The 25,053-nt window shown below is 47.8% G+C and carries 21 protein-coding genes and 2 tRNA genes; 11 read left to right on the forward strand and 12 right to left on the reverse strand.

The window, feature by feature from the left end; all coding sequences use genetic code 11:
* The first annotated feature begins 2 nt into the window (after window positions 1–2).
* The 7 genes from EXT46_RS02355 (at window position 3) to EXT46_RS02385 (ending at window position 8,256) form a co-directional block, all read left to right on the forward strand.
* Window positions 3–79, forward strand: a tRNA-Met gene (locus tag EXT46_RS02355).
* 30 nt (window positions 80–109) lie between these two features.
* A tRNA-Met gene (locus tag EXT46_RS02360) sits at window positions 110–186 on the forward strand.
* A gap of 743 nt (window positions 187–929) precedes the next feature.
* On the forward strand, window positions 930–3,017 hold the full coding sequence (gene fusA, locus EXT46_RS02365; protein WP_045980256.1) for an elongation factor G: 2,088 nt from the start codon (window positions 930–932) through the stop codon (window positions 3,015–3,017).
* Window positions 3,018–3,249: 232 nt separating this feature from the next.
* Window positions 3,250–4,848 (forward strand): alkaline phosphatase, encoded by a 1,599-nt coding sequence (locus tag EXT46_RS02370; RefSeq protein ID WP_130145005.1) that lies wholly within the window; start codon window positions 3,250–3,252, stop codon window positions 4,846–4,848.
* A gap of 12 nt (window positions 4,849–4,860) precedes the next feature.
* Window positions 4,861–6,648 carry an alkaline phosphatase gene (locus EXT46_RS02375; protein ID WP_130145007.1) on the forward strand — a complete coding sequence of 596 codons (1,788 nt, stop codon included), beginning with the start codon at window positions 4,861–4,863 and terminating at the stop codon, window positions 6,646–6,648.
* A gap of 56 nt (window positions 6,649–6,704) precedes the next feature.
* Window positions 6,705–7,451, forward strand: a complete 747-nt coding sequence (locus EXT46_RS02380) for a hypothetical protein (protein ID WP_130145009.1) — start codon at window positions 6,705–6,707, stop codon at window positions 7,449–7,451.
* Between the two features lie 82 nt (window positions 7,452–7,533).
* Window positions 7,534–8,256 (forward strand): transporter substrate-binding domain-containing protein, encoded by a 723-nt coding sequence (locus EXT46_RS02385; RefSeq protein WP_130145011.1) that lies wholly within the window; start codon window positions 7,534–7,536, stop codon window positions 8,254–8,256.
* A gap of 6 nt (window positions 8,257–8,262) precedes the next feature.
* Here the strand turns inward: EXT46_RS02385 and EXT46_RS02390 are convergent, their stop codons facing one another.
* The 12 genes from EXT46_RS02390 to EXT46_RS02445 form a co-directional block, all read right to left on the reverse strand.
* Window positions 8,263–10,902, reverse strand: a complete 2,640-nt coding sequence (locus EXT46_RS02390; protein WP_130145013.1) for an ExeM/NucH family extracellular endonuclease — start codon at window positions 10,900–10,902, stop codon at window positions 8,263–8,265.
* 130 nt (window positions 10,903–11,032) lie between these two features.
* Window positions 11,033–12,043, reverse strand: coding sequence for a porphobilinogen synthase (gene hemB, locus EXT46_RS02395; protein ID WP_022943899.1), 1,011 nt, complete (start codon window positions 12,041–12,043; stop codon window positions 11,033–11,035).
* 9 nt (window positions 12,044–12,052) lie between these two features.
* Window positions 12,053–13,840, reverse strand: a complete 1,788-nt coding sequence (locus EXT46_RS02400; protein ID WP_130145015.1) for a sensor domain-containing diguanylate cyclase — start codon at window positions 13,838–13,840, stop codon at window positions 12,053–12,055.
* A 2-nt stretch (window positions 13,841–13,842) separates the two neighbouring features.
* Window positions 13,843–14,616, reverse strand: coding sequence for a TatD family hydrolase (locus EXT46_RS02405; RefSeq protein WP_130145017.1), 774 nt, complete (start codon window positions 14,614–14,616; stop codon window positions 13,843–13,845).
* Window positions 14,617–14,625: 9 nt separating this feature from the next.
* A complete protein-coding gene (locus EXT46_RS02410; RefSeq protein WP_045980264.1) occupies window positions 14,626–15,177 on the reverse strand; it encodes a hypothetical protein in 552 nt (183 codons plus the stop codon).
* Window positions 15,174–15,914 (reverse strand): twin-arginine translocase subunit TatC, encoded by a 741-nt coding sequence (gene tatC / locus EXT46_RS02415; RefSeq protein WP_130145019.1) that lies wholly within the window; start codon window positions 15,912–15,914, stop codon window positions 15,174–15,176. The genes EXT46_RS02410 and tatC overlap by 4 nt, the downstream gene beginning before the upstream one ends.
* Entirely contained in the window at window positions 15,907–16,227 is a 321-nt protein-coding gene (gene tatB, locus EXT46_RS02420) for a Sec-independent protein translocase protein TatB (protein ID WP_130145021.1), read from the reverse strand. The genes tatC and tatB overlap by 8 nt, the downstream gene beginning before the upstream one ends.
* Before the next feature lie 6 nt (window positions 16,228–16,233).
* Window positions 16,234–16,476, reverse strand: a complete 243-nt coding sequence (gene tatA / locus EXT46_RS02425) for a Sec-independent protein translocase subunit TatA (protein ID WP_053911688.1) — start codon at window positions 16,474–16,476, stop codon at window positions 16,234–16,236.
* Window positions 16,477–16,546: 70 nt separating this feature from the next.
* Window positions 16,547–18,145, reverse strand: a complete 1,599-nt coding sequence (gene ubiB / locus EXT46_RS02430) for a ubiquinone biosynthesis regulatory protein kinase UbiB (RefSeq protein ID WP_130145023.1) — start codon at window positions 18,143–18,145, stop codon at window positions 16,547–16,549.
* A gap of 11 nt (window positions 18,146–18,156) precedes the next feature.
* Window positions 18,157–18,780 (reverse strand): SCP2 sterol-binding domain-containing protein, encoded by a 624-nt coding sequence (locus EXT46_RS02435; RefSeq protein WP_130145025.1) that lies wholly within the window; start codon window positions 18,778–18,780, stop codon window positions 18,157–18,159.
* A gap of 9 nt (window positions 18,781–18,789) precedes the next feature.
* A complete protein-coding gene (gene ubiE / locus EXT46_RS02440) occupies window positions 18,790–19,545 on the reverse strand; it encodes a bifunctional demethylmenaquinone methyltransferase/2-methoxy-6-polyprenyl-1,4-benzoquinol methylase UbiE (protein WP_022943908.1) in 756 nt (251 codons plus the stop codon).
* A 90-nt stretch (window positions 19,546–19,635) separates the two neighbouring features.
* The gene (locus tag EXT46_RS02445; RefSeq protein ID WP_130145027.1) at window positions 19,636–20,586 is read right to left on the reverse strand and encodes a diguanylate cyclase; all 951 of its coding nucleotides are present in this window, start codon (window positions 20,584–20,586) and stop codon (window positions 19,636–19,638) included.
* 232 nt (window positions 20,587–20,818) lie between these two features.
* On the opposite strand from EXT46_RS02445, the gene EXT46_RS02450 reads away from it, so the two are divergent.
* From EXT46_RS02450 to EXT46_RS02465, 4 genes are all read left to right on the forward strand, one after another.
* A complete protein-coding gene (locus EXT46_RS02450) occupies window positions 20,819–22,606 on the forward strand; it encodes a DUF885 domain-containing protein (RefSeq protein WP_130145029.1) in 1,788 nt (595 codons plus the stop codon).
* 45 nt (window positions 22,607–22,651) lie between these two features.
* A complete protein-coding gene (locus tag EXT46_RS02455) occupies window positions 22,652–23,707 on the forward strand; it encodes a potassium channel family protein (protein ID WP_130145031.1) in 1,056 nt (351 codons plus the stop codon).
* Window positions 23,708–24,110: 403 nt separating this feature from the next.
* The gene (locus EXT46_RS02460; protein ID WP_130145033.1) at window positions 24,111–24,623 is read left to right on the forward strand and encodes an RNA polymerase sigma factor; all 513 of its coding nucleotides are present in this window, start codon (window positions 24,111–24,113) and stop codon (window positions 24,621–24,623) included.
* A gap of 11 nt (window positions 24,624–24,634) precedes the next feature.
* Complete coding sequence (locus tag EXT46_RS02465; RefSeq protein ID WP_130145035.1) at window positions 24,635–25,015, forward strand: DUF6768 family protein; 381 nt, start codon at window positions 24,635–24,637, stop codon at window positions 25,013–25,015.
* Window positions 25,016–25,053 lie beyond the last annotated feature (38 nt).

The following is a 25,053-nucleotide window of genomic DNA, read 5'->3' on the forward strand; positions in this document are numbered from 1 at the left end:
GACGCGGGATGGAGCAGTCTGGTAGCTCGTCGGGCTCATAACCCGAAGGTCGTCGGTTCAAATCCGGCTCCCGCAACCAACTTTTATCGCCAGTTATCACCTATATTGACGCGGGATGGAGCAGTCTGGTAGCTCGTCGGGCTCATAACCCGAAGGTCGTCGGTTCAAATCCGGCTCCCGCAACCAATTCTTAGTAGACTTCACTACCAATTACTATTTTAAATCCATTCGACCTACTGTCGTCGCCACGGCGTGTCGCGTTCATATCCGGCTCCCGCAACCAATTCTTAACAGACCTCACTACCAATTACTATTTCAAATCCATTCGACCTACGGTCGTCGCCACGGCGTGTCGCGTTCACATCCGGCTCCCGCAACCAATTCTTAGCAGACCTCACTACCAACTTACTATTTCAAATTTATTCGACCTACGGTCGTTGCCATGGCGTGTCGCGTTCATATCCGGCTCCCGCAACCAATTCTTAGTAGAGTTCACTACCAATTACTATTTCAAATTTATTCGACCTACGGTCGTCGCCACGGCGTGTCGCGTTCATATCCGGCTCCCGCAACCAATTCTTAGTAGACTTCACTACCAATTACTACTTCAAATTTATTCGATCTAAGGTCGTCGCCACGGCGTGTCGCGTTCATATTCAAGCTTTACAATGAATTACCCTGCGTTGTTTTAAATAAAACGCTATACCCCTTTTGGCACATTTTTGTATTGCTACTGTGGCGTTTTATCAACATGAAATCATGTCTTTTTAGCTCCGGCAAAGCCGCATCCTACCTTGGCTCAAACGATTTTATTGGCGACCCCAAGATTTTCCTAATTTGATTGCATTTTAAGCGGTTTCTATGATGATGTTCGCCACAAGAGGTGATATACTCCCGCCGAATAATTTTTCGACCAATAGAGTAAAGCAATGGCAGATTTATCAAAATACAGAAATATTGGTATTTTCGCGCACGTAGATGCGGGTAAAACGACCACGACAGAGCGTATTCTGAAGCTCACCGGTAAAATTCACAAAACCGGTGAAGTACATGACGGCGAATCAACGACCGACTTCATGGACCAAGAAGCTGAGCGTGGTATTACAATCCAATCAGCAGCTGTAACATGTGAGTGGAAAGGTCACCGTTTAAACGTAATCGATACTCCTGGACACGTTGACTTCACAGTAGAAGTATATCGTTCACTTAAAGTACTTGACGGTGGTATCGGTGTATTCTGTGGTTCTGGTGGTGTTGAGCCGCAGTCAGAAACTAACTGGCGTTATGCGAACGAATCAGAAGTAGCACGTTGTATCTTCGTAAACAAACTAGACCGTATGGGTGCTGACTTCTACCGCGTTGTAGAGCAAGTGAAAAAAGTACTTGGCGCAAACCCACTAGTGATGACTCTTCCTATCGGTATCGAAGACCAGTTCTCTGGTGTTGTTGATGTACTTGAGAAGAAAGCATACGTTTGGGATGACACAGGTCTTCCTGAAAACTACGAAGTACAAGACGTTCCAGCTGACATGGTAGACAAAGTAAATGAGTATCACGAGATGCTTGTTGAAACTGCCGTTGAGCAAGACGACGATCTAATGGAAGCATACATGGAAGGTGAAGAGCCTTCTTTAGAGCAAATCAAAGCGTGTATCCGTAAAGGTACTCGTGATCTTGCGTTCTTCCCAACTTACTGTGGTTCAGCGTTCAAGAACAAAGGTATGCAGCTAGTGCTAGACGCTGTAGTTGATTACCTACCTTCACCAACAGAAGTAGATCCGCAGCCACTAACTGACAAAGACACTGGTGAGCCTACTGGTGAAGTTGCAACTGTATCTGCAGATGAGCCACTTAAAGCGCTTGCGTTCAAAATCATGGACGACCGTTTTGGTGCACTTACCTTCATCCGTATCTACTCGGGTCGCATGAAAAAAGGTGACACAGTACTTAACTCAGCAACAGGTAAAACTGAGCGTATCGGCCGTATGGTTGAGATGCAAGCTGACGAGCGTAACGAACTTACCGAAGCGCAGGCGGGTGACATCATCGCTGTTGTTGGTATGAAGAACGTGCAAACTGGTCACACATTATGTGATCCTAAGCACGAATGTACGCTTGAAGCGATGATCTTCCCTGATCCAGTAATCTCAATCGCTGTTGCACCTAAAGATAAAGGTGGTACAGAGAAAATGGGTATCGCAATCGGTAAAATGGTTGCAGAAGATCCATCTTTCCAAGTTGAGACTGATGAAGATTCAGGTGAAACCATCCTTAAAGGTATGGGTGAACTGCACCTTGATATCAAAGTTGATATCCTTAAGCGTACTTACGGCGTAGACCTTATTGTTGGTCAGCCTCAGGTTGCTTACCGTGAAACTATCACCAAAGAAATCGAAGATAGCTACACGCATAAGAAGCAATCAGGTGGTTCTGGTCAATTCGGTAAGATCGATTACCGTATCAAGCCAGGTGAAGTAGGTTCAGGCTACAAGTTCAGCTCAAGCGTTGTTGGTGGTAACGTTCCTAAGGAATTCTGGCCAGCAGTTGAGAAAGGCTTCGCATCTATGATGGAAGAAGGTGTTCTTGCCGGCTTCCCAGTACTAGACGTTGAAGTTGAACTATTTGACGGTGCTTTCCACGCAGTTGACTCATCAGCTATCGCGTTCGAAATCGCTGCAAAAGGCGCATTCCGTCAGTCTATCCCTAAAGCGGGTGCACAACTTCTTGAGCCAATCATGAAAGTTGACGTATTCACTCCTGAAGACAACGTGGGTGACGTAATCGGTGACCTTAACCGTCGTCGTGGTATGATCAAAGACCAAGAAGCGGGCGGCATGGGCGTACGCATCAAGGGTGAAGTACCACTATCTGAGATGTTTGGTTACATCGGCCACCTACGTACTATTACTTCTGGTCGTGGTCAGTTCTCTATGGAGTTCTCACACTACGCACCTTGTCCGCAAAACGTTGCTGACGAAGTAATCGCTGCAGAAAAAGCGAAAAAAGAAGCGAAGTAATAGTCGCCTCTTCTAAGAAAAACCCAGGCTAGTGCCTGGGTTTTTTTATGCCTATTCCTCTGCTCCCGTATTCGCTGTCATATATTCATCATCTGTCCGTCAATAAATGGTTATATTTTAGAAACATTCGTTCCCTACAGTAACGACGCCAGTACAACCCTTGCTGGTACATATTTGTGGTTAAGAACAGCTTCTTAACAGCGCTAAATAATAAAACTCACGGGAACAAAAAATGAAAGTATCAAAGTTAGCCTTGGCGATGGCGGCAGCCTCGGCCTTCTCCTCGCTGGTGTGCACACCAGTGCAGGCCGGAGTCTTGCCTGACGTTCAGACCAATAGTCAGTGGTATCAAACAGATAAGAATAAGCTCAACGAGAAGCAGCAATTGGCCAATCAGCAAAAACTGACTAAGGCCAAAAATGTGATTCTGTTTGTTGGCGATGGTATGGGGGTATCCACACTCACAGCAGCCCGTATTCTACAGGGCCAAAATAACGGCAAAATGGGTGAAGAAGGTTACCTTAGCTTCGAGAAGTTTCCTTATTCGGCTCAGGTAAAAACCTATAATGTTGATGCACAAACCCCAGACTCAGCAGGCACCATGACCGCCATGGCGTCAGGAGTTAAAACTGATGTGGGTGTGATTGGTGTAGATGAAGATATCGAGCGCGGAAATTGTGCCACAGTAGCTGGTAATGAACTAATTACTGCTTTGGAGCTTGCTGAAATTCGAGGATTAAGTACTGGTATCGTCAGCACCGCCCGTATTACCCACGCCACTCCTGCAGCAACGTATGCCAAATCAGCAGATCGTAACTGGGAAGACGTGTCAGACATGCCTGCGCAGGCGGTTGCACAAGGGTGTGAGGATATCGCTACGCAATTGGTTAACTTTGAACAAAACCTTGAAGCTCGCTTTGCTGGTACTGACGTGGATGGCATAGAAGTGGTTATGGGCGGTGGCCGCCGTCACTTCCTACCGAAAGACGAAACGTATAACACTCTTGATGCCCGCAGCGCTATCGAAGGGGACCGCACCGATGGTCGCGACCTAACTCAGGAATGGCAACAAAAGTATGCCGATGGTGTCTATGTATGGGACCGTGCAGGTTTTGATGCGATAGCCGATGACGCTCAGCGGGTGTTTGGACTGTTCAATGAATCTCATATGCAATATGAAGCTGACCGAGGCAATGATCTTGCTGGTGAGCCTTCCCTATCGGAAATGACCGCTAAAGCAATATCTGTGCTTGATAATAATGATACAGGCTTTTTCCTTACGGTTGAGTCCGGGCGTATTGACCACGCTCACCACGCGGGTAATGCATACAATGCGCTGAACGATACAATCGAACTGGCTAATGCCGTGCAGTATGCCATCGAGAACACTAACCCCGAAGAAACATTGATTTTGGTGACTGCGGATCACAGCCACGTCTTTACCATTGCCGGTTACCCTAAACGTGGTAACCCTATTCTAGGTCAGGTAGTGGCGGTAGGGCAGCAGCAGCCGACGCTTGCAGCGGATGGTAAGCCATACACCACGCTTGGCTATGCCAATGGCTTGGGCTTTCGCGATCTAGGCATGGAAACTAACGCTGATGTCAGCTACAGCGATGCGCCGCAAACCGGGCGTCAAAATCTGGCGGGTATCGATACCACCACCCCAGGTTTTCACCAAGAAGCAACCATTCCACTTAGCTCAGAGACACACGCAGGCGAAGATATTTCCCTTCATGCTATGGGTCCCAGCGCGCATCTAGCGCAGGGAGTGATTGAACAAAGCATGGTGTTCCACATTATCGACTCAGCCCTTGAGCTCACTAAGTAAGTAGGTATTACAATGAAAAAGCTAAATATTCTTTCTCTTGCCGTGGTTGCGGCACTGGCGGGTTGCTCTGACGATGATGGCGCGCCGACTCTAACTGTTAACACCGACATAGCTGTGGGTGATAGTCAATGCATTAATGGTGGTGTCTACACTCAAGTGGGTGCCGATGACAATGGCAATGGCGAGCTTGATGGCGATGAAGTTGCAGCGCAAACGACCAATTGTAACCCGATTAAAACTACATTAGATGATGATGAACTGGCTAACCTAACGGGCAACGCTTGGTTTAGCGATGCTCAGGATAAAGTCGCGCAGGCACAACAACGTGCCGAGCAGCTAAGCAGCAGTAATCAAAAAGCGAAAAACGTGATTCTGTTCGTAGGTGATGGGATGGGCATCTCCACGGTCACAGCTGCACGTATTTTAGCTGGGCAACTACAAGGAAAAATGGGTGAGGAGCACCAGCTGAGCTTTGAAACCATGCCATATTCTGGTTTTGCTAAAACCTATAATGTTGATGCGCAAACTCCTGATTCAGCTGGCACTATGACGGCTATGGCGACAGGTGTAAAAACCGATGTGGGTGTGATTGGCGTGGCTGAAGGGATTGCCCGTGGTGATTGTGCATCGGTGTCCGGCAATGAGTTAGTAACCGCCTTAGAGCTGGCAGAAATCGCAGGTAAATCAACAGGGATTGTGTCAACCGCGCGGATCACTCACGCCACACCGGCTGCCACCTATGCCAAGTCGGCCGACCGTAACTGGGAAGACATCTCCGATATGCCCGCTGATGCGGTCGCGGCTGGGTGCGAAGACATTGCCTCGCAATTAGTTAACTTTGAGCCTAATCTGGAAGCGCGATTCGACGTCGATATTGATGGTATTGAGGTGGTAATGGGCGGTGGTCGTCGTCACTTCCTGCCAAAAGATGCCGCATTTAATAGCAATGATGCGCAAAGCAGCACCGAGGGTGACCGCACCGATGGCCGTGACTTAACGGCGCAATGGCAAGCGGCTTACCCCAATGGCACCTATGTGATGGATCAAGCGGGCTTTGATGCTATCGATCCTGCCAGCACTGAGCGCATCTTTGCGCTATTTAACGAATCGCACATGCAGTATGAGCAAGACCGAAGCAATGATATCGCCGGTGAGCCGTCGCTGGCGGCGATGACGGAAAAAGCCATTGATGTTCTTGATAACAATGACGAAGGTTTCTTTCTGACTGTAGAGGCGGGCCGTATCGATCATGCTCACCATGCAGGAAATGCCTATAACGCACTCCACGACACGGTGGAGTTGGCCGAGGCGGTGCAAGCCGCGATGGAAAAGACCAACACGGATGAGACCCTGATCATCGTAACCGCAGATCATAGCCATGTATTTACCATTGCTGGCTACCCGAAACGAGGTAACCCTATTTTAGGTAAAGTGGTTGCCGTTGGCAGCGACGAGCCTACCTTGGCAGCCGATGGAATGCCTTACACCACTTTGGGCTACACCAATGGCAACGGCTTTAAGAACCTTGGCGCACAGACCAACGCTGATGCTGGCTACAACGGTGAGATTGTCACTGGTCGTGTGGATTTGAGCACCATTGACACCACCACAGCGGGATTCCACCAAGAAGCGCTGGTGCCACTTAGCTCAGAAACTCATGCGGGTGAAGATGTGGGTGTGTATGCCCAGGGTCCTGGAGCCCACCTAGTGACCGGAACTAATGAGCAAAACTATATCTTCCACGTGATTAATCACGCTGCAGATTTAGTGAGTAAAGCAGAAGCCAAGCTAGGTAATTAATCACCTAAGGTCGAGGGCATAGATTGCTATGTCCTCGGCCCTAAGTGGAGGATAAAATGATGAAGTATGTCAAATTAGCCACCTTGGCAGTCGCCATGTGTAGTGCCAGTGTGTATGCGCAACAGCAATGCCAAGCGAATGCGCAGGTGTTAAAAGCCAATTATATACAGCAGCAAGGCGCTCAAGAAGAGCAGCTATTTTCGCTTTGGCGGCTGCACGATCAGGTAGCGCATCAGGCCAACAGCCAGGGGGTCGTTGAGCTCTGGCAACGTCTATCTAATCAGCAAGTGCGGCCTATTCGTTATTTTGAGCATTACCAAAGAGGCATTGAGTACCAACCTGGTGAGCTAAAAGAGGGCGGGCAACCAGTCAGTTGGTCACAAAAATATCAGTTAGTGCACAGTGACCTACTTTCACAACCGCCATCACGTACGCAAGGTGAGGGCTGCGGCCAAGAGCAGCACTTCGAACGCCAGCAAAATGGCTATAAAATGACGCTGGTATGGCTGCCAGCATTGCAGCTGGTCAAGCAGCTTGTGGTGGCACGTGAAGACGCTGACCATCAAGACAGGTGGCAACAAATAAGCAGACTAACGTTGCAAAGTTACCAGCTTAACCCGCAACAAGTGCAGCAACAATTTGCTCATTGGGACCGTTATCAAACTACGGACTATGCCGATGTGGGCGATAATGAACATGACCCATTTTTGGCGAAAATGATAAATCAGGGCTTTATTGAGCACGGTGCATCAGGGTTTTATCACAGTGATGGCCAAGCTATGTCAGGCGGCCACCACCATTGATCATGTAGATATCTAGGATAATTTGTCGCGACCAACCAAGCAGTGCCTATAATAAAATAATTTGTGGTGTGCTGGAGAGAGCATGAGTCGCGGCTGCCTATTTCTTGCCTTGTTGTTTCTAACTGCACCTTGCCAAGCCGAGCGCGTGGTTATCGCTGCTGAAGACGCATGGACTCCCTATGCCAATGCCGATGGTACGGGCATGGCGAATGATATAATCACGGCCGCTTTTGCAGCGGTAGACGTGTCAGTCGACTACCATATTTACCCTTATGCGCGGGTGCTGCATTACCTCGATACCGGTGCTTATGTGGCGGGCTTTAATGTGCCTATCGATGCTATCAGTAAAGAGAAGTACTTACTCGGTAGTACTCCTCTTTATAAGGCGTATTCTGCATATTATCACAATACCCAACGGGCTCTGAAAATTACTAATCGTGCGCAGTTTAATGGCGAGTTAGTAGGTATTGTTAGAGGATATGGCTATGGCGACCAGTTTCTTGCTTTGGTGGCCGAACATAAAGTGGTGGCGGCGTATGCTAACTCCGATTTACCTAACATGCGAAGGCTGATGTTAGGGCGCTTAGACAGTGCGCTTATTTTCATTAAATCAGCAAATTATCTACGTCGTACCCAAGGGATTAGCGATAATATTCAAGTGGCATTTATTAATGAAGGAACCGATATCTTTCTTGCTTTTTCTCCCCATCACCCAGATGGCGAGCGGCTGCAAAAGTTATTTGAACAGGGACTAAAAAAGATAATCGAGAATGGCGCTCGTGACGCCATTCTCGCTCGGTATTAAACCCTATTAGTCGGCTTTAACCGCACGGTAGCGTAACGTGACATTCCCATAGGGCAGAGGGCCAAGAATACGGGCTTTCCACTTTCCAGCAGCAGGGTTATCAAAGTGACATTGCTCTGCAGTCCCCCAGTTACGTGAGGCACAATCGGCACGGAAAATAGACGGGCGACGTTGGTGGCTAACGTACAGATCAACTTGACCCCAGCCACCCACGAGCTCGATATCTAGCGTTTGGTAACCCTCTGGTAAGTCGATAGTAAAGTTGCGAGGCCAAAACCATCCACTAAGGCCAGTAAACTCGCCCACAAGTTCTTCGGGCTCAGATTGCTCGGCAGCGATGGCGACGATGACGGGGTCATGATCTGATGCGCGATATGCATGCTCGGCATACAAGCTGGCCTGCTGTGCCTGGGTTTTATACTCTAAGTTGTAGTCTAACACCCGAGGCTCATCAGCATTAATATGCCAATCGGTAGCAGCAACCACTTTGCTCATAAGGCTGGGTGATGCCAAAGCGTGGTCTAAGCTGCCTAAGCGGCCTTGGAAGTTATATGAGTAACCCAACGTATTACCTTCCAGCGTAGGAATGACATTGGCAAATCCAGCGTCGGCAAAGGTTTGCATGGGGTCTTCCTGCGCATAAGCATTCATATCACCGACAATGATCACATCGTCATCAGCCACCCCAGTGGGTTGGCTCGCCAACCATGAAGCGAACTGTGCGGCACCGGCTACGCGCGTTGCGTTATAACAGGCTTGACCATCATTTTGGTCTTGATCGAGCCCTTCGGCGCGGCTACAGCCACCTTTGGATTTTAAGTGAGCGACAGCAACCGTTAACACTTCATCACTTTCAACATCACGGAAACTCTGTGCGATCGCCGCGCGGTTACCATAGGATAAGGCGTCTTCATCATTGATGCTGGCTGTGCCAACTTCTTGTACGCGGTCGCTACGGTAAATGAGCGCGGTGGTGATGGCGTCGGTGCCAACCTCGGCTACGGCAAAATCAACGAAGGCATATTCGCCGTTATCAGTTGCATCGTTCAGTGCAGTGACTAACGAACTTAGAGCACTGAACTCGCCAAAGCCATCGTTTTCAATTTCCATTAAGCCAACAATGTCGGCATCCATGGCGGTGATGGCGGTAACGAGCTTTTGCTCTTGGCGAATAAATTCTTGCAAATCATCGGCGCCGCGAGAGGTTGGAAAGCCGCCTTGCTGGCCATCACCGTTAAAGTAGTTTAAAACATTAAAGCTAGCGATTTTTATATCGCCCTGCTCATTGAGTACTGGCGCTTCAGTGCGCGGGTTGCTGGCAGTGAACTGTACAGCCGTGGTTGGATGTAAACGGTAGCGATCAAAACCATAGCCCAGCACCCCAGTGAGGCCTTCTACACTGTCGCCTAAGCGCACGGTATTGTAGGCGTCCAGTCCAGCTCCAGGATAAGGAATCACTTCAGGGTTTTGCTGTGTTGAGCCATCATCAAGTAATAACTGTTTTAGCTGGTTTTGCGCTTCAAGCGCATTGGCGGCATCACCTGGTAGCGCCACTTGGGTGCCTTGATATAAGCGCTCTGTTGCTAGGCCAAGCTCTCCATAGCGTGCCAAATTATAGCTATCTACTACGTACATTGGCTGGGCGACACTGATGAGCATGCCTTCATAGGCTTCAAGCTCGTCGATATTGTCAACCGGTAGCGTGATTTCAGTGATATCGGCTTGTGCAGTACCACAACTCTTCAGCGCCGTCACATTCTTTAATTGTGTGGCGCCGTAGTATTCATCAACGGTGGCCTGAAGTCGTACACGGTCGCCGACATTAACGTCATCATCACTGTGATAAACAAAAATACCTTCAGAGGTGAGGGGGTCATTATCAGCGTTGAGTGATGCTAAGAAAAAGCCATTAAGGGCGTCACTTTGTTGGTAATCAGCACTGACCACCGCTTCGACAATAACTTGCTCGCCTTGCAGGGGACTGGCCATGCCTGGCCCTTGGATTTCGCTAATGGTAGTGGCTGGATCAGCACATGTGAGCTCGGGGGTTGGTTCTGGATCAGGGTCGGGGTCGACTGGGCCGGAACCTCCTTGATAGGTGCCCAAATCACTGAAGTCGTCTTGCTCATAGCCAATAAAGAAGTCGCTAGGGATATAGGCGGTGTCAAGGGTGGTGCGAGCACCGGTGCCATCAATACGGCGCAGGGTATTATTTTGCGTAGAGGTGAGCCCTTCACCCCATTGCGAACCAGGATCGAGGCCAACCTGACCAAGGCTATCAATGACGTCACCCTGTTTACGAAGCACAATGGCATCATCGCCGTTGAACCAACCACCGCCTGCAATTTGATCAGCGACTGCTAGAATTGCAGCATCTGCTGATTCATGTGCGGCAACAAAAACGCCTTCAGCTGCCAGTGAGCCTGAGAGATCGAGAGTATAACCAGCCGTAGTGCTGCCGTTAAAGTAAAACTCAATACTATACTGGCTTAAATCGACTGACTCTGAATTGGGGTTATAAAGCTCGATGGCTTTATTATTGCTACTGCCTTCGACATATTCTGATATTAAGATATCTGCTTGAGCGCTGAGCGATGCCAACGAGGCCGCCACCGCTAGAGCGATAGGTGTGACTGTGTTTTTCATTAGATAGCTTCCCGTGTATTGTTATTTATCCCTAAAGGGGGGGACATATTATGCCCCCAATAAGTTACACGAAAATTTCAAGTTGTTAACTTGTTAGCGCTTTTTCTCAGAAAAAAGTTGGGTGTTAAGCTTAAGATTCGTTAAGCCACTGCGCCGCGCGTTTAGCAAAATAAGTGAGAATACCGTCAGCCCCTGCACGTTTGAAGGCAAGTAAAGACTCCATAACAATGGCTCTTTCTTCTAACCAGCCGTTTTCAATAGCAGCCATGTGCATGGCGTATTCACCACTGACTTGATAGGCGAAGGTGGGCACGGAAAACTCATCTTTAACGCGTCGAACAATATCTAAGTAGGGCATGCCTGGTTTCACCATGACCATATCAGCGCCTTCTTGTAAATCCAGCGCGACTTCTCTGAGGGCCTCATCGGAGTTTCCAGGATTCATTTGGTAGGTCTTTTTATCAGCCCCTTTGAGGTTACCCGCTGAGCCGACCGCATCGCGAAATGGGCCATAATAGCTTGACGCATACTTGGCAGAATAAGCCATAATTTGGGTATTGATCAGGCCTTGCTCTTCTAGCGCCTCACGAATAGCGCCGATACGACCATCCATCATATCTGAGGGGGCAACGACATCGGCACCCGCTTGGGCGTGTGACAGCGCTTGTTTCACCAACACCTCGGTGGTGATGTCATTGATAACATAGCCTTGCTCGTCAATGATGCCGTCCTGACCGTGCACGGTGAAGGGGTCCAAGGCAACATCGGTGATCACTCCCAGCTCAGGCAGTTCGCTCTTCAAAGCGCGCACCGTGCGTTGTGCTAATCCCTCTGGGTTATAGGCTTCTTCGGCATGCAGAGATTTCTTTTCACTGGGTGTGACTGGAAATAGGGCAATAGCGGGCACACCTAAAGCGACCAACTCTTTGGCTTCTTCAATCAATAAGTCGATGGACAAGCGCTCAACGCCAGGCATAGATTCAACCTGTTCGCGGCGGTTTTTGCCTTCCAAGACAAACACTGGATAAATTAAGTCATTAACGCTGAGCTCATGCTCTTGAGTTAAGCGTCTAGAGAAGTCATTTTTACGTAAACGACGCATACGCGTATAAGGAAACAGGTCGAGTCCTGATTGGGCCATAATGCTCTCCTAAGGCAAAGATTGTGAGCTAATTACTTGATTACGACCATGCGCTTTAGCATGGTATAGCGCCTCATCCGCCATATGGGTGATGTCGCCAGCGTGAGCGGTGGTTTCCCCGTAAGCGGTATGCACGCCAATACTAACAGTTAATGAAAATTGGTGCTCTGAGAATTCAACCTGTTGTTGACCTACCTCAGTGCATACTTCTTCGCCCAGCTTGAGGGCGCCTTCGTGAGTGGTATTAGGTAAAATAACGGCAAACTCTTCACCGCCGAAGCGGCACACATGGTCAAATGGCCGGCGCAAACAGGCTTTGATAGTTTGTGACACCAATTTAATAGCTGCATCGCCAGCGGGATGACCATAGCTATCGTTGACCTTTTTAAAGTGATCTATGTCTATCATTAGCAGGCTCAACGGAGCGTCATCCCGTTGTGAGCGCCGTAACTCATGCTCTAAACGCTTATCGAAAAAGCGGCGATTTTTGACACCCGTTAATGGGTCCTCGTTATTAATGCGCTCTAGCTCAGTGTTCTTTTCTTCTAATTCCCGCAGAGTAATTTGTAGCTCTATAGTGCGCTCTTCTACTTTATTTTCTAGTTCTTCTTTAGTTTGTTCCTCTAGTGCCAGCTGCTGAGCCAGTAATTGGTCTCGCGTTTGCTGCTCCGCCAGCGCTTGTTGCTGTGCGCGCATGCGTTCACTGTGCTGACTTAATAAGTTGCGAATAACTACAAAACAGACCAGTAAGGCACTGCTCGCTGGGGGCAAAAAAAGCCACCAACTGGTTTTGCTAATCGGCAATGCGAAACCAAAATAGTTGAGACAAAAATAGCTCATAAGCGCGAGTAACATCAGACTGGCAATACTGAGTACCCATAACTGTTGTTGTTGCTTGCGATACCCCTGCCAAGCACTGTAGGCCGTGCCGAATAAACAAAATAAGGTACTCGCAACAACCACGATAGGGTCGGCAATAGCGGCAGGTAATAGGTTTGGAAGTAGGCCGATAACCACAGTAATGAGCATGACTGTAATCACCATTTTACGTTTTACCGGCGCTATCAGTGTTTGATTCAAGGCAATTAAGAGGCTTGGTGCAGCCATTAGTAGTATGGGCAACACCGCCGTTTGTAGCCAAGGTGTATCGGGGTGCAAATAGCGATAGCCATAGCCAAACACGTAAATACCTATCAGTGCCAAAGCACTAATGTATGCCGTGGCCAATAAGAAGCGGGCTTGTCGTGACAGAATAAAAAAGAATAAGGTGGTCAATATCAGCGTTGCAGCGAGGCCCATCACCGCCCCGAATAAGCTATTGAAGCTGCTTTTGTACTCAAAGTAGCTTTTTAGAGTATGCACCTTAACCGGCATTCTAAAGCCGTCACTGGCGATCACTTCGATGTAGACCCAGTGCTCCCCAGGGCTACGGGTATCAATATAAAAGGACAGTGATTCATCTTTAAAAAGTCTACCTGCAGTATCAACCTGACTACCTATAGTGCGCGTGTTGATTAGCTTATTATCACGCAAATGAAACGCTTTGAGACTGTCTATTAACGGGTTATCGATGGCAATAATATACACGCTGGGTGGGTATTGGTGAGAGCTTAAATTCACCCGCAGCCAGCCATAACGCACTTTGTTGCCCAAGTTGATAAACGGCTTATTAAGGGGTTGCCAATGAGGTGAATTTTGTGCTGTTGCTAAGGAGTCTGCTTCGGTATTGATACTCATGCTTGAGGCGAGCGCTGAGCACGACCACAGCAGCATCATCGCCCAAGCAAGCAAACGCATAACTAACGCAGCTCCACATTAAACAATTGGCTAAAGTTATGTTTGGTCTGCGCGATGATCTCTGCCTCCGTGCATGCGTAGCGTTGAGCTAAGTGGGTGACCACATAGCTAAGGTGATGGGGTTCACAGCGCCGTGACTTTGGTTTTGGCCGTATTGTCCGAGGCAAGAGGTAAGGAGCGTCAGTCTCAACTAGTAATCGCTCCCTAGGAATATGCGCCAAGGCTTCATTGAGCGCTTGCGAGCGACGTTCATCACATACCCAGCCTGTGATGCCTAAATACAGGCCCAACTCAAGATAGTGCTGAGCCTGTTCAGCATTGCCGGTAAAGCAGTGCACAATTCCACGGGGTTGATACTCTTGCAGCAGTGCTAGCATATCCGCACTGGCATCACGTTCATGTAAATACACGGGCAGCGATAATTCATTTGCCAAAGCTAGCTGGCGAGCAAAAATCTCGCGCTGTACAGGTCGCGGTGAGAAGTCGCGGTTGTAGTCGAGGCCGCATTCACCAATAGCCAGTACTTCACTTTGACTGGCTAGCTGGGCGATAACGTGTTCGAGCTCGGCGCTTGCATCTTTTGCATTGTGGGGATGAATACCGGCGGTGCAAAACAACTGATGGCGACGTGCCAGCTCAACTGCATGCTGGCTATCGCGCTCGTCACAACCAATCACTACCATATTGGTGATACCTGCGTCGCGCGCACGAGCAACCACAGCGTCAGTATCTGCTGCAAATTGGTTGCTTGTGAGATTGACTCCGATATCTATCATGGCAGCTACTTAATCAACGCGTTTAACACGGATAGACTTATTTGCACCTTGTTTTTTCAGTAGGAAAGAGTTGAACATGCCACGGCTAATAATCACTGTATCATTGCTATTCAAACGAAAATGTTCGGTGCCAATTTGGCGCCATTTTTGGCCGTTGTCGAGAGTCAAAATAAGCTCACCATAAGGGGCTTCATCAACTTGGCTTACACGCGCGCGAAGCTCGTTATTATCGTCTTTTTGTTCTTTTTCTTTTTTATGCTCTAGGCCAAAGTCTGCTTTATTGGCTTTGCTATGTTTTGCTGGCGCACCGGCAACACTTGCGGCTTGCGCTTTTTTATTACTTTGCGGTGCAGCGTTGGTGTTTTTCACTTCGCCTTTAGGCATGGCATCAATAGGTTTGCCGGCCATGATGTTGTCGTAGCACAGCAGGCGACGAAAATCATTTTCAATAAAGCTACAGGCCTTTAGCGCTTGAATATTCACGCCGTCATTGGCTATGGCTGCGGGAGAAAGTGTTCCCACCCAAGCGGTGAGCACGGCGGATACTAAATATTTTTTCATTGTTTTTCTTCCTGTGGTGATTTAGCGCTATAAAAGGCGGCCAAAATCAGGCCGAGCTCAAATAATAACAGCATCGGTAAGGCGAGCAAGGTCTGTGATAACACATCGGGGGGCGTTAGAAACATCGCGACCACAAAAGCCCCAACCACGATATAAGGGCGCTTTTGCTTTAAACTCGCGGTGGTCGTGGCCCCACTCCAACAAAGCAGCATGATGGCTACCGGAATTTCAAAGGCAATACCGAAGGCGAAAAATAGCTTTAATGCAAACCCTAAATAGCTGCTGATGTCTGGCGTCAGCGTCATAACCTCAGGGCCAATACCGGTGAAGAAGCTGAGTACGATGGGGAGGACAACGAAGTAACAAAAAGCGATACCACCATAGAATAACAGCACACTGGAAAGCAATACGGGTATTAACATGCGCTTTTCGTGCTGGTATAAGCCTGGGGCGATAAATGACCAGACCTGATGCAGGATAAAGGGAATAGCGGCGAATACGGCGACAAACAGGGTCAATTTAAAAGGGGCAAAAAACGGCGCGGTGACATCGGTAGCAATCATCTGGCTATTTTCTGGTAAGTGCGCCAGTAAGGGGGCGGCGACAAAGGCGTAAATGTCGTTAGCAAAATAGACCAAGGCAATAAAGACGAGTAATACGCACAGTAAAGAGCGCATTAGGCGGTTTCGTAATTCGACCAGGTGGGCTATAAAGCCGCTTTGCTGAGGTTCACTCATGTTTGTTACTGCTGTCTTTGGTTGGCGATGTGTCGTAGCTACGCGTTACTGACTGGGCCGCTTTTTGTAATTCATTCACCGAATCTTTAACATCGTCTGGAAGGTTTTCCATATTTTGCTGTTCAGCCTTTTTAAGGTTCTGATGTAGCTCATGTACACGCAGTTCCTCATTGACCTGTGCAGAAATATTATTAGCCATGCCTTTGGCTGTTTTTACCCAGCGGCTTACCGTTCGAATCGCCACAGGCAAGCGCTCAGGGCCAAGTACAATAAGGCCCACAACGAACACCACCAATAACTCCCACATGCCCATGGGTGGCTACACCTTATCTTTGTCTTTTTGACTTGGGTTTTCTTCAGCCTGTTGTTTCGATTCAGAAATTTTAGCATCATCTGATTTTGCATCGGGCTTATTCTCGTCATCCGATACCGCTTTTTTAAAGCCTTTTACTGCATTACCTAAATCACCGCCTATATTACGTAGCTTTTTAGTGCCAAAAAGTAGCACGATGATCGCTAATACGATCAACAACTGCCAAATACTAATACCGCCAAAACCCATAACTGTCTCCGAAATGTCCTACTAAACTGTGGCGAAGTATACCGCGCACAAAGATGATGTCATAGTGCTGTTAGCCTTTACGCCAAGCAGCAAACAGCGCTGCAAACCCGGCGACGGCACTGACTGCTGAAAATACAGGATGTTGCGCCAGCGCGACTAAACAAGCAACGATCAGTCCTGTGCAGCCAGCTAACGCTAAAATAATCGCTTTGTGATTGGTTGCTGGTGGCGCAGGAGGATGCTGTTGACGCCTCAAATTATGGTAGATCAGATCCGGTAGCTCAGGAAACTTCTCTGCCCAAAATGGTAAGTTGGCGTACATTTGTTTGGCGACCGCCCAAGGCCCTACTTGCTGTTTAACCCAGTCTTCTAAGAAGGGTTTGGCGGTTTTCCACAGATCTAGCTGAGGGTAAAGCTGTCGCCCTAGTCCTTCGACATAAAGCAGTGTTTTTTGCAGTAGTACGAGCTGTGGCTGCACTTCCATATTAAAACGTCGAGCGGTATTGAATAAATTAACCAACACATGACCAAACGAAATTTCCGCTAGCGGCTTGTTAAATATGGGCTCACAAACAGTGCGAATAGCGAATTCAAACTCTTCAATACTGGTATCGGCAGGGACCCAGCCAGAATCCACATGCAGCTCAGCAACCTTACGATAATCACGATTGAAAAAGGCGATAAAGTTTTCCGCTAAATAGCGTTTGTCTTCTTTATTTAAGGTACCAACAATGCCACAGTCGATGCCGATATATTGCGGGTTATGAGGGTTATCAAAGGAAACAAAAATATTGCCAGGGTGCATATCCGCATGGAAGAAGCTATCGCGGAATACTTGCGTAAAAAAGACCTCAACGCCACGTTCCGCCAATAACTTCATATTGGTACCTTGCTTTAATAAGGCATCGGTGTCGGATACGGGAATGCCATATATACGTTCCATAACCAGCACATTGGTGCGGCTAAAGTCGCTATACACAAAGGGTATATAAAGTGATTCCGAGTCTTCAAAATTACGTCGTAGCTGAATCGCATTGGCGCCTTCGCGCATCAGGTCGAGTTCATCGATAAGGGTTTTCTTATACTCCTTAACAACCTCCACCGGACGTAAACGGCGGCCTTCTTTAAGCAGTTTAGCGACAACTCGGGCGCATTGCTGCATCAGCGCTAAATCGGCATCTATTTGCTTTTTGATGTTAGGACGAATGACTTTAACGACCACATCTTGGTGGTCACCGTCGTTGTCAATGAGAGTGGCCGTATGCACCTGCGCAATTGATGCGGAAGCCAAGGGAGTCACATCAAACTCACTGAACACGTCGCTGATATCATTAACTTCCAGTGCTTGCTCGATAATGGCTTTGGCCTGATCACCTGCAAAAGGAGGGACTTGGTCTTGTAGCAGAGCCAGCTCACTGGCGATTTCCGGTGGTAGCAAGTCGCGACGGGTAGAGAGCATTTGTCCAAACTTAATCCACACCGGCCCTAATGTTTGTAGCGCTAAACGTAAACGCACGCCTGCGGGTTTATCCTTATGGCGATTACGTAACCAAAAAATACTGCGTCGAGCCAATTTGGCAAACCAAGGAAGCTTCTGCTGTGGCAGCAGTTCATCGATGCCATACTGCAATAAGGTTTTAGTGATGAAATACAGTCTTGCCGCAGACAAAGGGCACCTCTTTACTGTGTTTGCTGAACGTGCGTCAACAACGCATCTATACGTTGTTCAAGATGCTGGACGTCGGATTTTAGCTGGCGACTCTGGCGCGTGAATTGTTCTAATTCTAGCGGGTGAATACTCACTTTAAGTTCATCCTGCAAGAGCGTGAGCACGATATGGTCGAGTTTAGTGAGGCTCTGCTGAGCTTGCGTTTTACCTTTACTGAGAGTTTGCCATAGCAACTGTGCTGGCGCATCACCGATATATTTAGACCAGTGCTCGGGCCAATCAATATCCAAATCATTAAAGGCTTGGCTGTAGGCTTGGGCCAGATGAATATCGCCTTCAAGGTCGAGCTTATCTTGGCGGATAAGCTGGGTGAGCAAAGAGGGATCCTTTAGCTTCATTAATGTATCAGTATCAGCGCTAATAAAGCATTGGTGTTGCTCGGGTGCTTCATTATGGGCTTGCAGCATTAGCCCTGCATCACCATAGTGAACACTTACATACTGCTGCCAGTCACGAATGTGCAGTACCAGCACTTGAGTGTTTATCTGTTGCAGCCTTTGCTGCAACTGCGGATCAAGCAGTATCAGTCGGTTAGCCAGCTTTTCAGCGCTGGCTACAGCAAAGTGAGAGAGCATATTTGCCTCTTAAAATTTAAAGCCACGGTGGAGGGCAACAATGCCCCCGGTCATATTTTGATAACTGGTTTGCTCAAAGCCCACTTCTTTCATCATGGCTTCCAAGGTGTCTTGGTCCGGGTGCATACGGATTGATTCTGCTAGATACTTGTATGACTCACTGTCATTGAGTACCGCTTTACCGACCTGCGGTAAAATGTTGAATGAGTACATATCATACAGTTTAGTAAGCACTTCATGTTCAGGCTTGGAAAACTCAAGAATCAGTAATCGTCCACCGGGTTTTAATACGCGAAACATCGAAGCAAGGGCTTTGCTCTGATCAGTCACATTACGTAAACCAAACGCAATGGTGATCACATCTATGCTGTTATCGGGAAATGGCAGCGCTTCGGCGTTCATTTGTACATATTCAATGTTGCTGACTAGGCCTCGGTCGCGCAGTTTATCGCGACCCACTTTAAGCATTGAGTCATTGATGTCGCCGAGAATCACCTTGCCAGTCTCTCCCACTAGTTGGCTAAACTTAGCGGTTAAATCGCCTGTACCACCGGCCAAATCTAGTATGGTTTGCCCTTTGCGGGCTCCTGAACTGGCAATGGTAACCCGTTTCCACAAGCGGTGGATGCCAAAAGAGAGCAAGTCATTCATTAAATCGTATTTGGCAGCAACAGAGTGGAAGACATCCGCTACGTGGTTAACTTTGTCGCTTGTAGCAACCGTTTTATAGCCAAAGTGGGTGGTTTTTTGCTCAGCTTCTTTCATCTAATTTAAGCCCAGAGGGAGAGTTTGTCATAGTGTACTTGAGGCCCTGTAACAGCTCAAGGATTAAGCCGTTTTTAGCAAGCACAGAAGCTAATGAGTGGATGAGACGAGGGCGCTAAAGTTAGGCTCTTGCTGGCGATGTATGGTTTGGCATTGAAACGCCACACCAGGGAGCTGTTTACCACTGCGTGAACTTACAAAGCGAAGCTTACTGATGCCGGCTTGTACTTTTTCGGCAATGAGGTCCACGGTTTGTGCCTCGACGTCGGCCATCATAATGGTAAATTGCTCATTCTGGGTGCGCCCGCAAAAACCACTTTCTTTGACATATTTGTCTATTTTGGTGGCTACTTTTTCGAGCATTAAATTACCAATGCTGTCGCCGTAGTCATGACAAAACTGTTGATAGTTTTCGACATCAATACGGATCAAAGAGATTTGATGCTGCTTCTTGGCCCAATACTGAAATTTTTTATCGAGATAATGACGGTGATAAAGGCCGGTGAGTGGGTCGAGATGGTGTTTGTCTTTAAGGCGTTTTAGTTGCGATTTAGTACTAAGGTATTGCTGCTTTATTTGTTCCAGTAGTTGCTTAAACTTTTGCATTTGCCCTTTTAACACTAGGGTATGCTCGGCTAACTTACGCAGCTGGTGTCGGCTTTTATCAACATCATGTTCATCTAAAGCGCGAGCACAACGATCAATTTCGAGGTGGTAATGGTCGATGTGTTTTTGATTGCTTTTGCTATTGCGCTCTAGATTACCTATCAATTCGCTAATACGTTCAACCATAGCGGTCTGCTTTTGATGATCCGGTGTGAGATGTTGTATATACAACTCTTCCATTAACACTGAATCAATGATGCGGCCTTCGGTTACAGCAGCTTGTAAGGCCTCACTCAGTGCACTTTCGCCTTCACTCACATGCTGGTACAGCACATGGTAATTTAAAGGTGTTGGCGGCAGCGCATGCAGTTCGAGCAAATGACAGACTTGGGTCATTTTCTCTTGCGCGTTGGCCATGGAGTCATGGAACATCATAATCACAATCACCAGGTTGAAATGGAGGTGCAGCCAATCCTAGCTTGCTTATACATCCCTTGGCGGTATTAAAAAGCAAATTGTTCTCTTTTGGAATACTCTGGTTACATAATTGCGACCAAGCGCCCACTTTATGCGCAGAACCGACATTTGGACGCTGGTCGCAAGCGGTTGGCTCGCGCGCTGTGGTAGGCTAGAGTATGGCGAAATGCACAATCAATGAGAATAAAGCATGAACCTAGGAACACATATTAAGCAACTGGCATTGGCCTGTGCGATTCCCCTTGCTTTGGGTGGCTGCGCAAGCTCAGCACACAAGACCAATACTAATAACCAGTTCACCACATTGGCTGAGCAGGTTGTCAGTTATCGAGAAAGCGTAAACCCCTATAAGCAAGAGGTTGACGGGTATTTGCTCCCCAATTTATCGCCTGAATTCTTAGAGCAGCAATACCAAGATAAAACAGCATTATTGAATAAGCTTAAAGCTATCGATAAAAGCACGCTCAGTGAAGAGAATCAGATCAATCTGCAAATTTTGACTGCGCAGGTGCAAAACAGTGTCGATGAGTATGTGTTCAATACGCACTATATGCCCCTTACCTCCGAATATGGTTTTCACTCATCCTTGTCATTTATGGTGCAGCGTGGAGATTACAGTTCTGCTCAAGGATTTGAAACCTACTTAGCGCGCCTGCGCCAAGTGCCTCGGTTCTTTGAGCAAAACATCTATTGGATGAAAAAAGGGCTCGAAACAGGGTTAACGCAACCTAAAGCCGTGCTTGCCGGCTATGAGGAGTCGATAAGCGCGTACTTGGTCGATGATGTCACCGAGTCTGCATTTTATGCCCCTTTCAAGCGTAACACCGCAGGGGTGAGTGATGAGGCCTTTGCTGAGCTGCAAGCGCAAGCTAAGCGCGTTATCGGTGAACAGGTATTGCCAGCATACCAAGGCTATTACGATTTCTTTACGCAAACCTATCAGCCAGGTGCACGTGAATCGATAGGGATTTCTGAAGTGCCAAATGGCAAAGCTTATTATGCTAATCGAGCGAGTCATTACACCACCACGCAGATGACTGCGAAAGAAATTCATGAGCTCGGTCTGCAAGAAGTGGCTCGTATTCGCGGCGAAATGCAGGCGATTATTGATGATTTAGGATTCGAAGGCAGTTTTGCTGAGTTTATTGAATTTTTACGTACCGACCCACAATTTTACGCTAAGACACCGGAAGAGCTATTGAAAGAAGCCTCATTCATCGCCAAAAAGATGGATGCGCAGCTGCCTAAACTATTCAAGCAGTTACCACGCAAACCTTACGGTGTCGCTCCGGTGCCAGCGAGTATTGCGCCAAAATACACCACAGGTCGTTATGTGGGGGCAAGCAAAGATGATGAGCCTGGTTACTACTGGGTTAATACCTATGCACTGGATAAACGGCCATTATATGTTTTAGAAGCTTTGACCCTACACGAAGCCGTACCGGGTCACCATCTACAAATTGCCCTCAATGCTGAGCTTGATTACCTACCTAGCTATCGACGCGACGCCTATTTATCGGCCTTTGGCGAAGGTTGGGGGCTGTACAGTGAGTATTTAGGCTTAGAAGCGGGCTTCTATCAAGATCCCTACAGTAATTTTGGTCGTCTTACTTATGAAATGTGGCGCGCAGCGCGTTTAGTGGTCGACACAGGCATGCACATGTTCGGTTGGAGCCGTGATAAAGCGCTGAACTTTATGCGTGATAATACCGCGCTGTCGCTGCATAATGTGAAAACCGAGACTGATCGCTATATCTCATGGCCGGCTCAGGCGCTGTCATACAAAATTGGTGAGCTCACCATTAAGCGCTTGCGCGCTAAAGCGGAAAACGCTTTAGGCCATGATTTTGACGTGCGCGAGTTCCACTATCAGGTCTTGCGCCATGGCTCAATTCCTCTTAATGTACTGGAACAACAAATAGATAACTATATCGACGAGGCACTTGCTAACAACCAAAACGGTGCCAAAGCGAAGTAAGGGAAGGGCGCAATTGCGCCCATAAGTATACTAATAAGGCGAGCTATGCCGATTATTTTAAAGCGTGTGCTACTGACGATACGCAATCATATTGACCAACTTAGTTGGCAGGTTGTGGTGTTTGTCACCTTGGCACATATGGCACTCACTTGGGTGCTATTGTCAATTGCTGGGGAGCATGCGCTTACCTCTGCGAATACCTTTTTTTATTATTATGTCGTGACTACCTCAACGGTGGGTTACGGCGACTTTAGTCCGACTACAGAGATGGGCCGCTTATTGGTGGCTTTGGTTCAGATCCCCTTCGGTTTGGCCTTGTTCGGCATGTTGCTGGGTAAAGCAGGGCAGTCCATCACACATTTAATAAGGCGCGCTATGACAGGTGAAAAAGACGTGACTCATTTTGCTAATCACATCATTATTTTTGGTTGGCACCCAGTGCGCACCAGAAAAATGGTGCGCTATATTCTTGCTGATGAAAAGCGGGTAAAGCGTGAAATTGTACTCGCAGTAACCGATGATATGGAGCATCCGTTTTTCTCCGAGCCCGATGTCAGCTTTGTTAAGCTCAGTAGTTACACCGATGAAGAGCAACTTAAACGCGTAGGCATTGCCACAGCAGATAAAATAATTGTTGAGGGAGCCGATGATAACCAAAGCTTCACTACGGCGCTAAAGATTAGCAAGCTGGTAAAGGAAAGTGCCCATATTTGTGCTTATTTTGACGATGAAAGCAAGGCACAGATGCTAGGTGAACATTGTGCTAATGTGGAGTGCAGCTCTAACCGCACAGCGGAAGTTTTAGTGCGCTCTATGGAGGACCCAGGGGCGAGTCGGGTGCAGCAGGAGATTATGTCTAGCCTGCATGGGGATACCCATTTTTCTATGATGATCCCCAACGATGTCGGCCAGTTTACCTACAACGATATTTTTACTCTATTTAAACACCAATACGACGCCACTATTTTAGGGATTGCTCATAATCGCAGCGCCTTAGATATGGATTTAAATCCGCCGTTGGATTATGCCATCCAAGGTGGCGATATCATTCACTACATTGCCCCCGAGCGGGTGTTGGCATCCGAGGTTAAGTGGCCTTAACGATTGCTTTGTACTCATAGCAGTTCTCGCTGTTGTACAAGTAAATAGCTGCCAATATTGGACTGCGGGCCCGGCCCCATGGGCTCGCGGTTGACGCTCTTTCCCTTAATGCGCTGAGCTGTATCGCTTGCTGTGAGAAGGGGTGTATTTTCATCGCGGTGATAAAGTTCACAGCAACTCGCACTTTCGCCAAATACAATGACGTCTACGGAGAAGGATATTAGCCCTGCACTTCATGCTTTGTTGGCTGAGTCGGCCGGCATGACTGATGTACGTGCTCCCTCTTGGTTTTTGCGCTACACGTTCATAGGGGCGATAGCGGCAATCAAGCGTTATTTATTTTCAATATACGTGAACCTTTGTAAGTCATAGCGCGTCTTGCTAATAAACACCTGGAAAGGCTATGAAACAATCTTATACGGCATTGCTGGTCTTGGCGGCGCAGGGCGGTGATAAGCAGGCGTTTAACCAATTATGCGAGCTACACTATCAAGCGAGTTATCGTTTTGCTTATAAGCTGTGTCAATCTCCCCAAGATGCTGGTGATATTACTCAGGAAGTATGGAGTAAGGTAGCCAAAGATATACGTTCGTTGCTGGAGCCCGGAGCATTTAAAGCTTGGTTATTTCGTGCTATTTACCGGCGCTTTATTGATGTAATACGGCGTCAGTACAAAGAGCAGGGTATAGCCGAAGCACCGTTAGTGGCGGCGCAACCTATAAGTTTGGAGCAAAGCCTAGATATGTTGAGTCTGATAGCCAGACTGCCTTGGGGGGAGCGTCATACAGTGTATTTGTTTTACCTTGAAGAGCTAGCCATTAGCGACATTGCAGTGGTGTTGGATATTCCTCAAGGCACAGTGAAGTCACGCTTGCACAAGGCCAGAAAAAGATTAAGCCAATGGGCACAGCAATAGGAGAGAGCGTTATGAGTGTTGAGCAACAAATTAAAGCGAGTTTACACAGTGAGCAAGCGCAGTTAGATCAGATTTTATCTCGTGAACAGGGCTTATTTAATCGCCTTGGGCACATCTATAGTGGCTCTATGCGCCGTTGGGTTTGGCTTTCGACGCTGCTTGCTCTACTCGCGACGGCGGCTTTTATTTACGCCGGCTACCGATTCTACATGGCCACCGTTATCACCGAGCAGGTATTTTGGGGAGTGTGGTTTATCGCTGGGCTGTTGGTACAAATAGCCATCAAATTGTGGCTATTTATGGAAATGAACCGGACTTCAATATTACGTGAAATAAAGCGCAGCGAATTAAACTTGCAGAGCGCGGGCGCGGCGTCGCGACAATCAAGCTAATCACTATGTATGTGTCGGCAGGGCATTTGTGAACGGTT

Origin of the sequence: Pseudoalteromonas sp. CO325X, from assembly GCF_004208955.1 — a bacterium.
GTDB classification, from domain to species: Bacteria; Pseudomonadota; Gammaproteobacteria; order Enterobacterales; family Alteromonadaceae; genus Pseudoalteromonas; species Pseudoalteromonas ruthenica.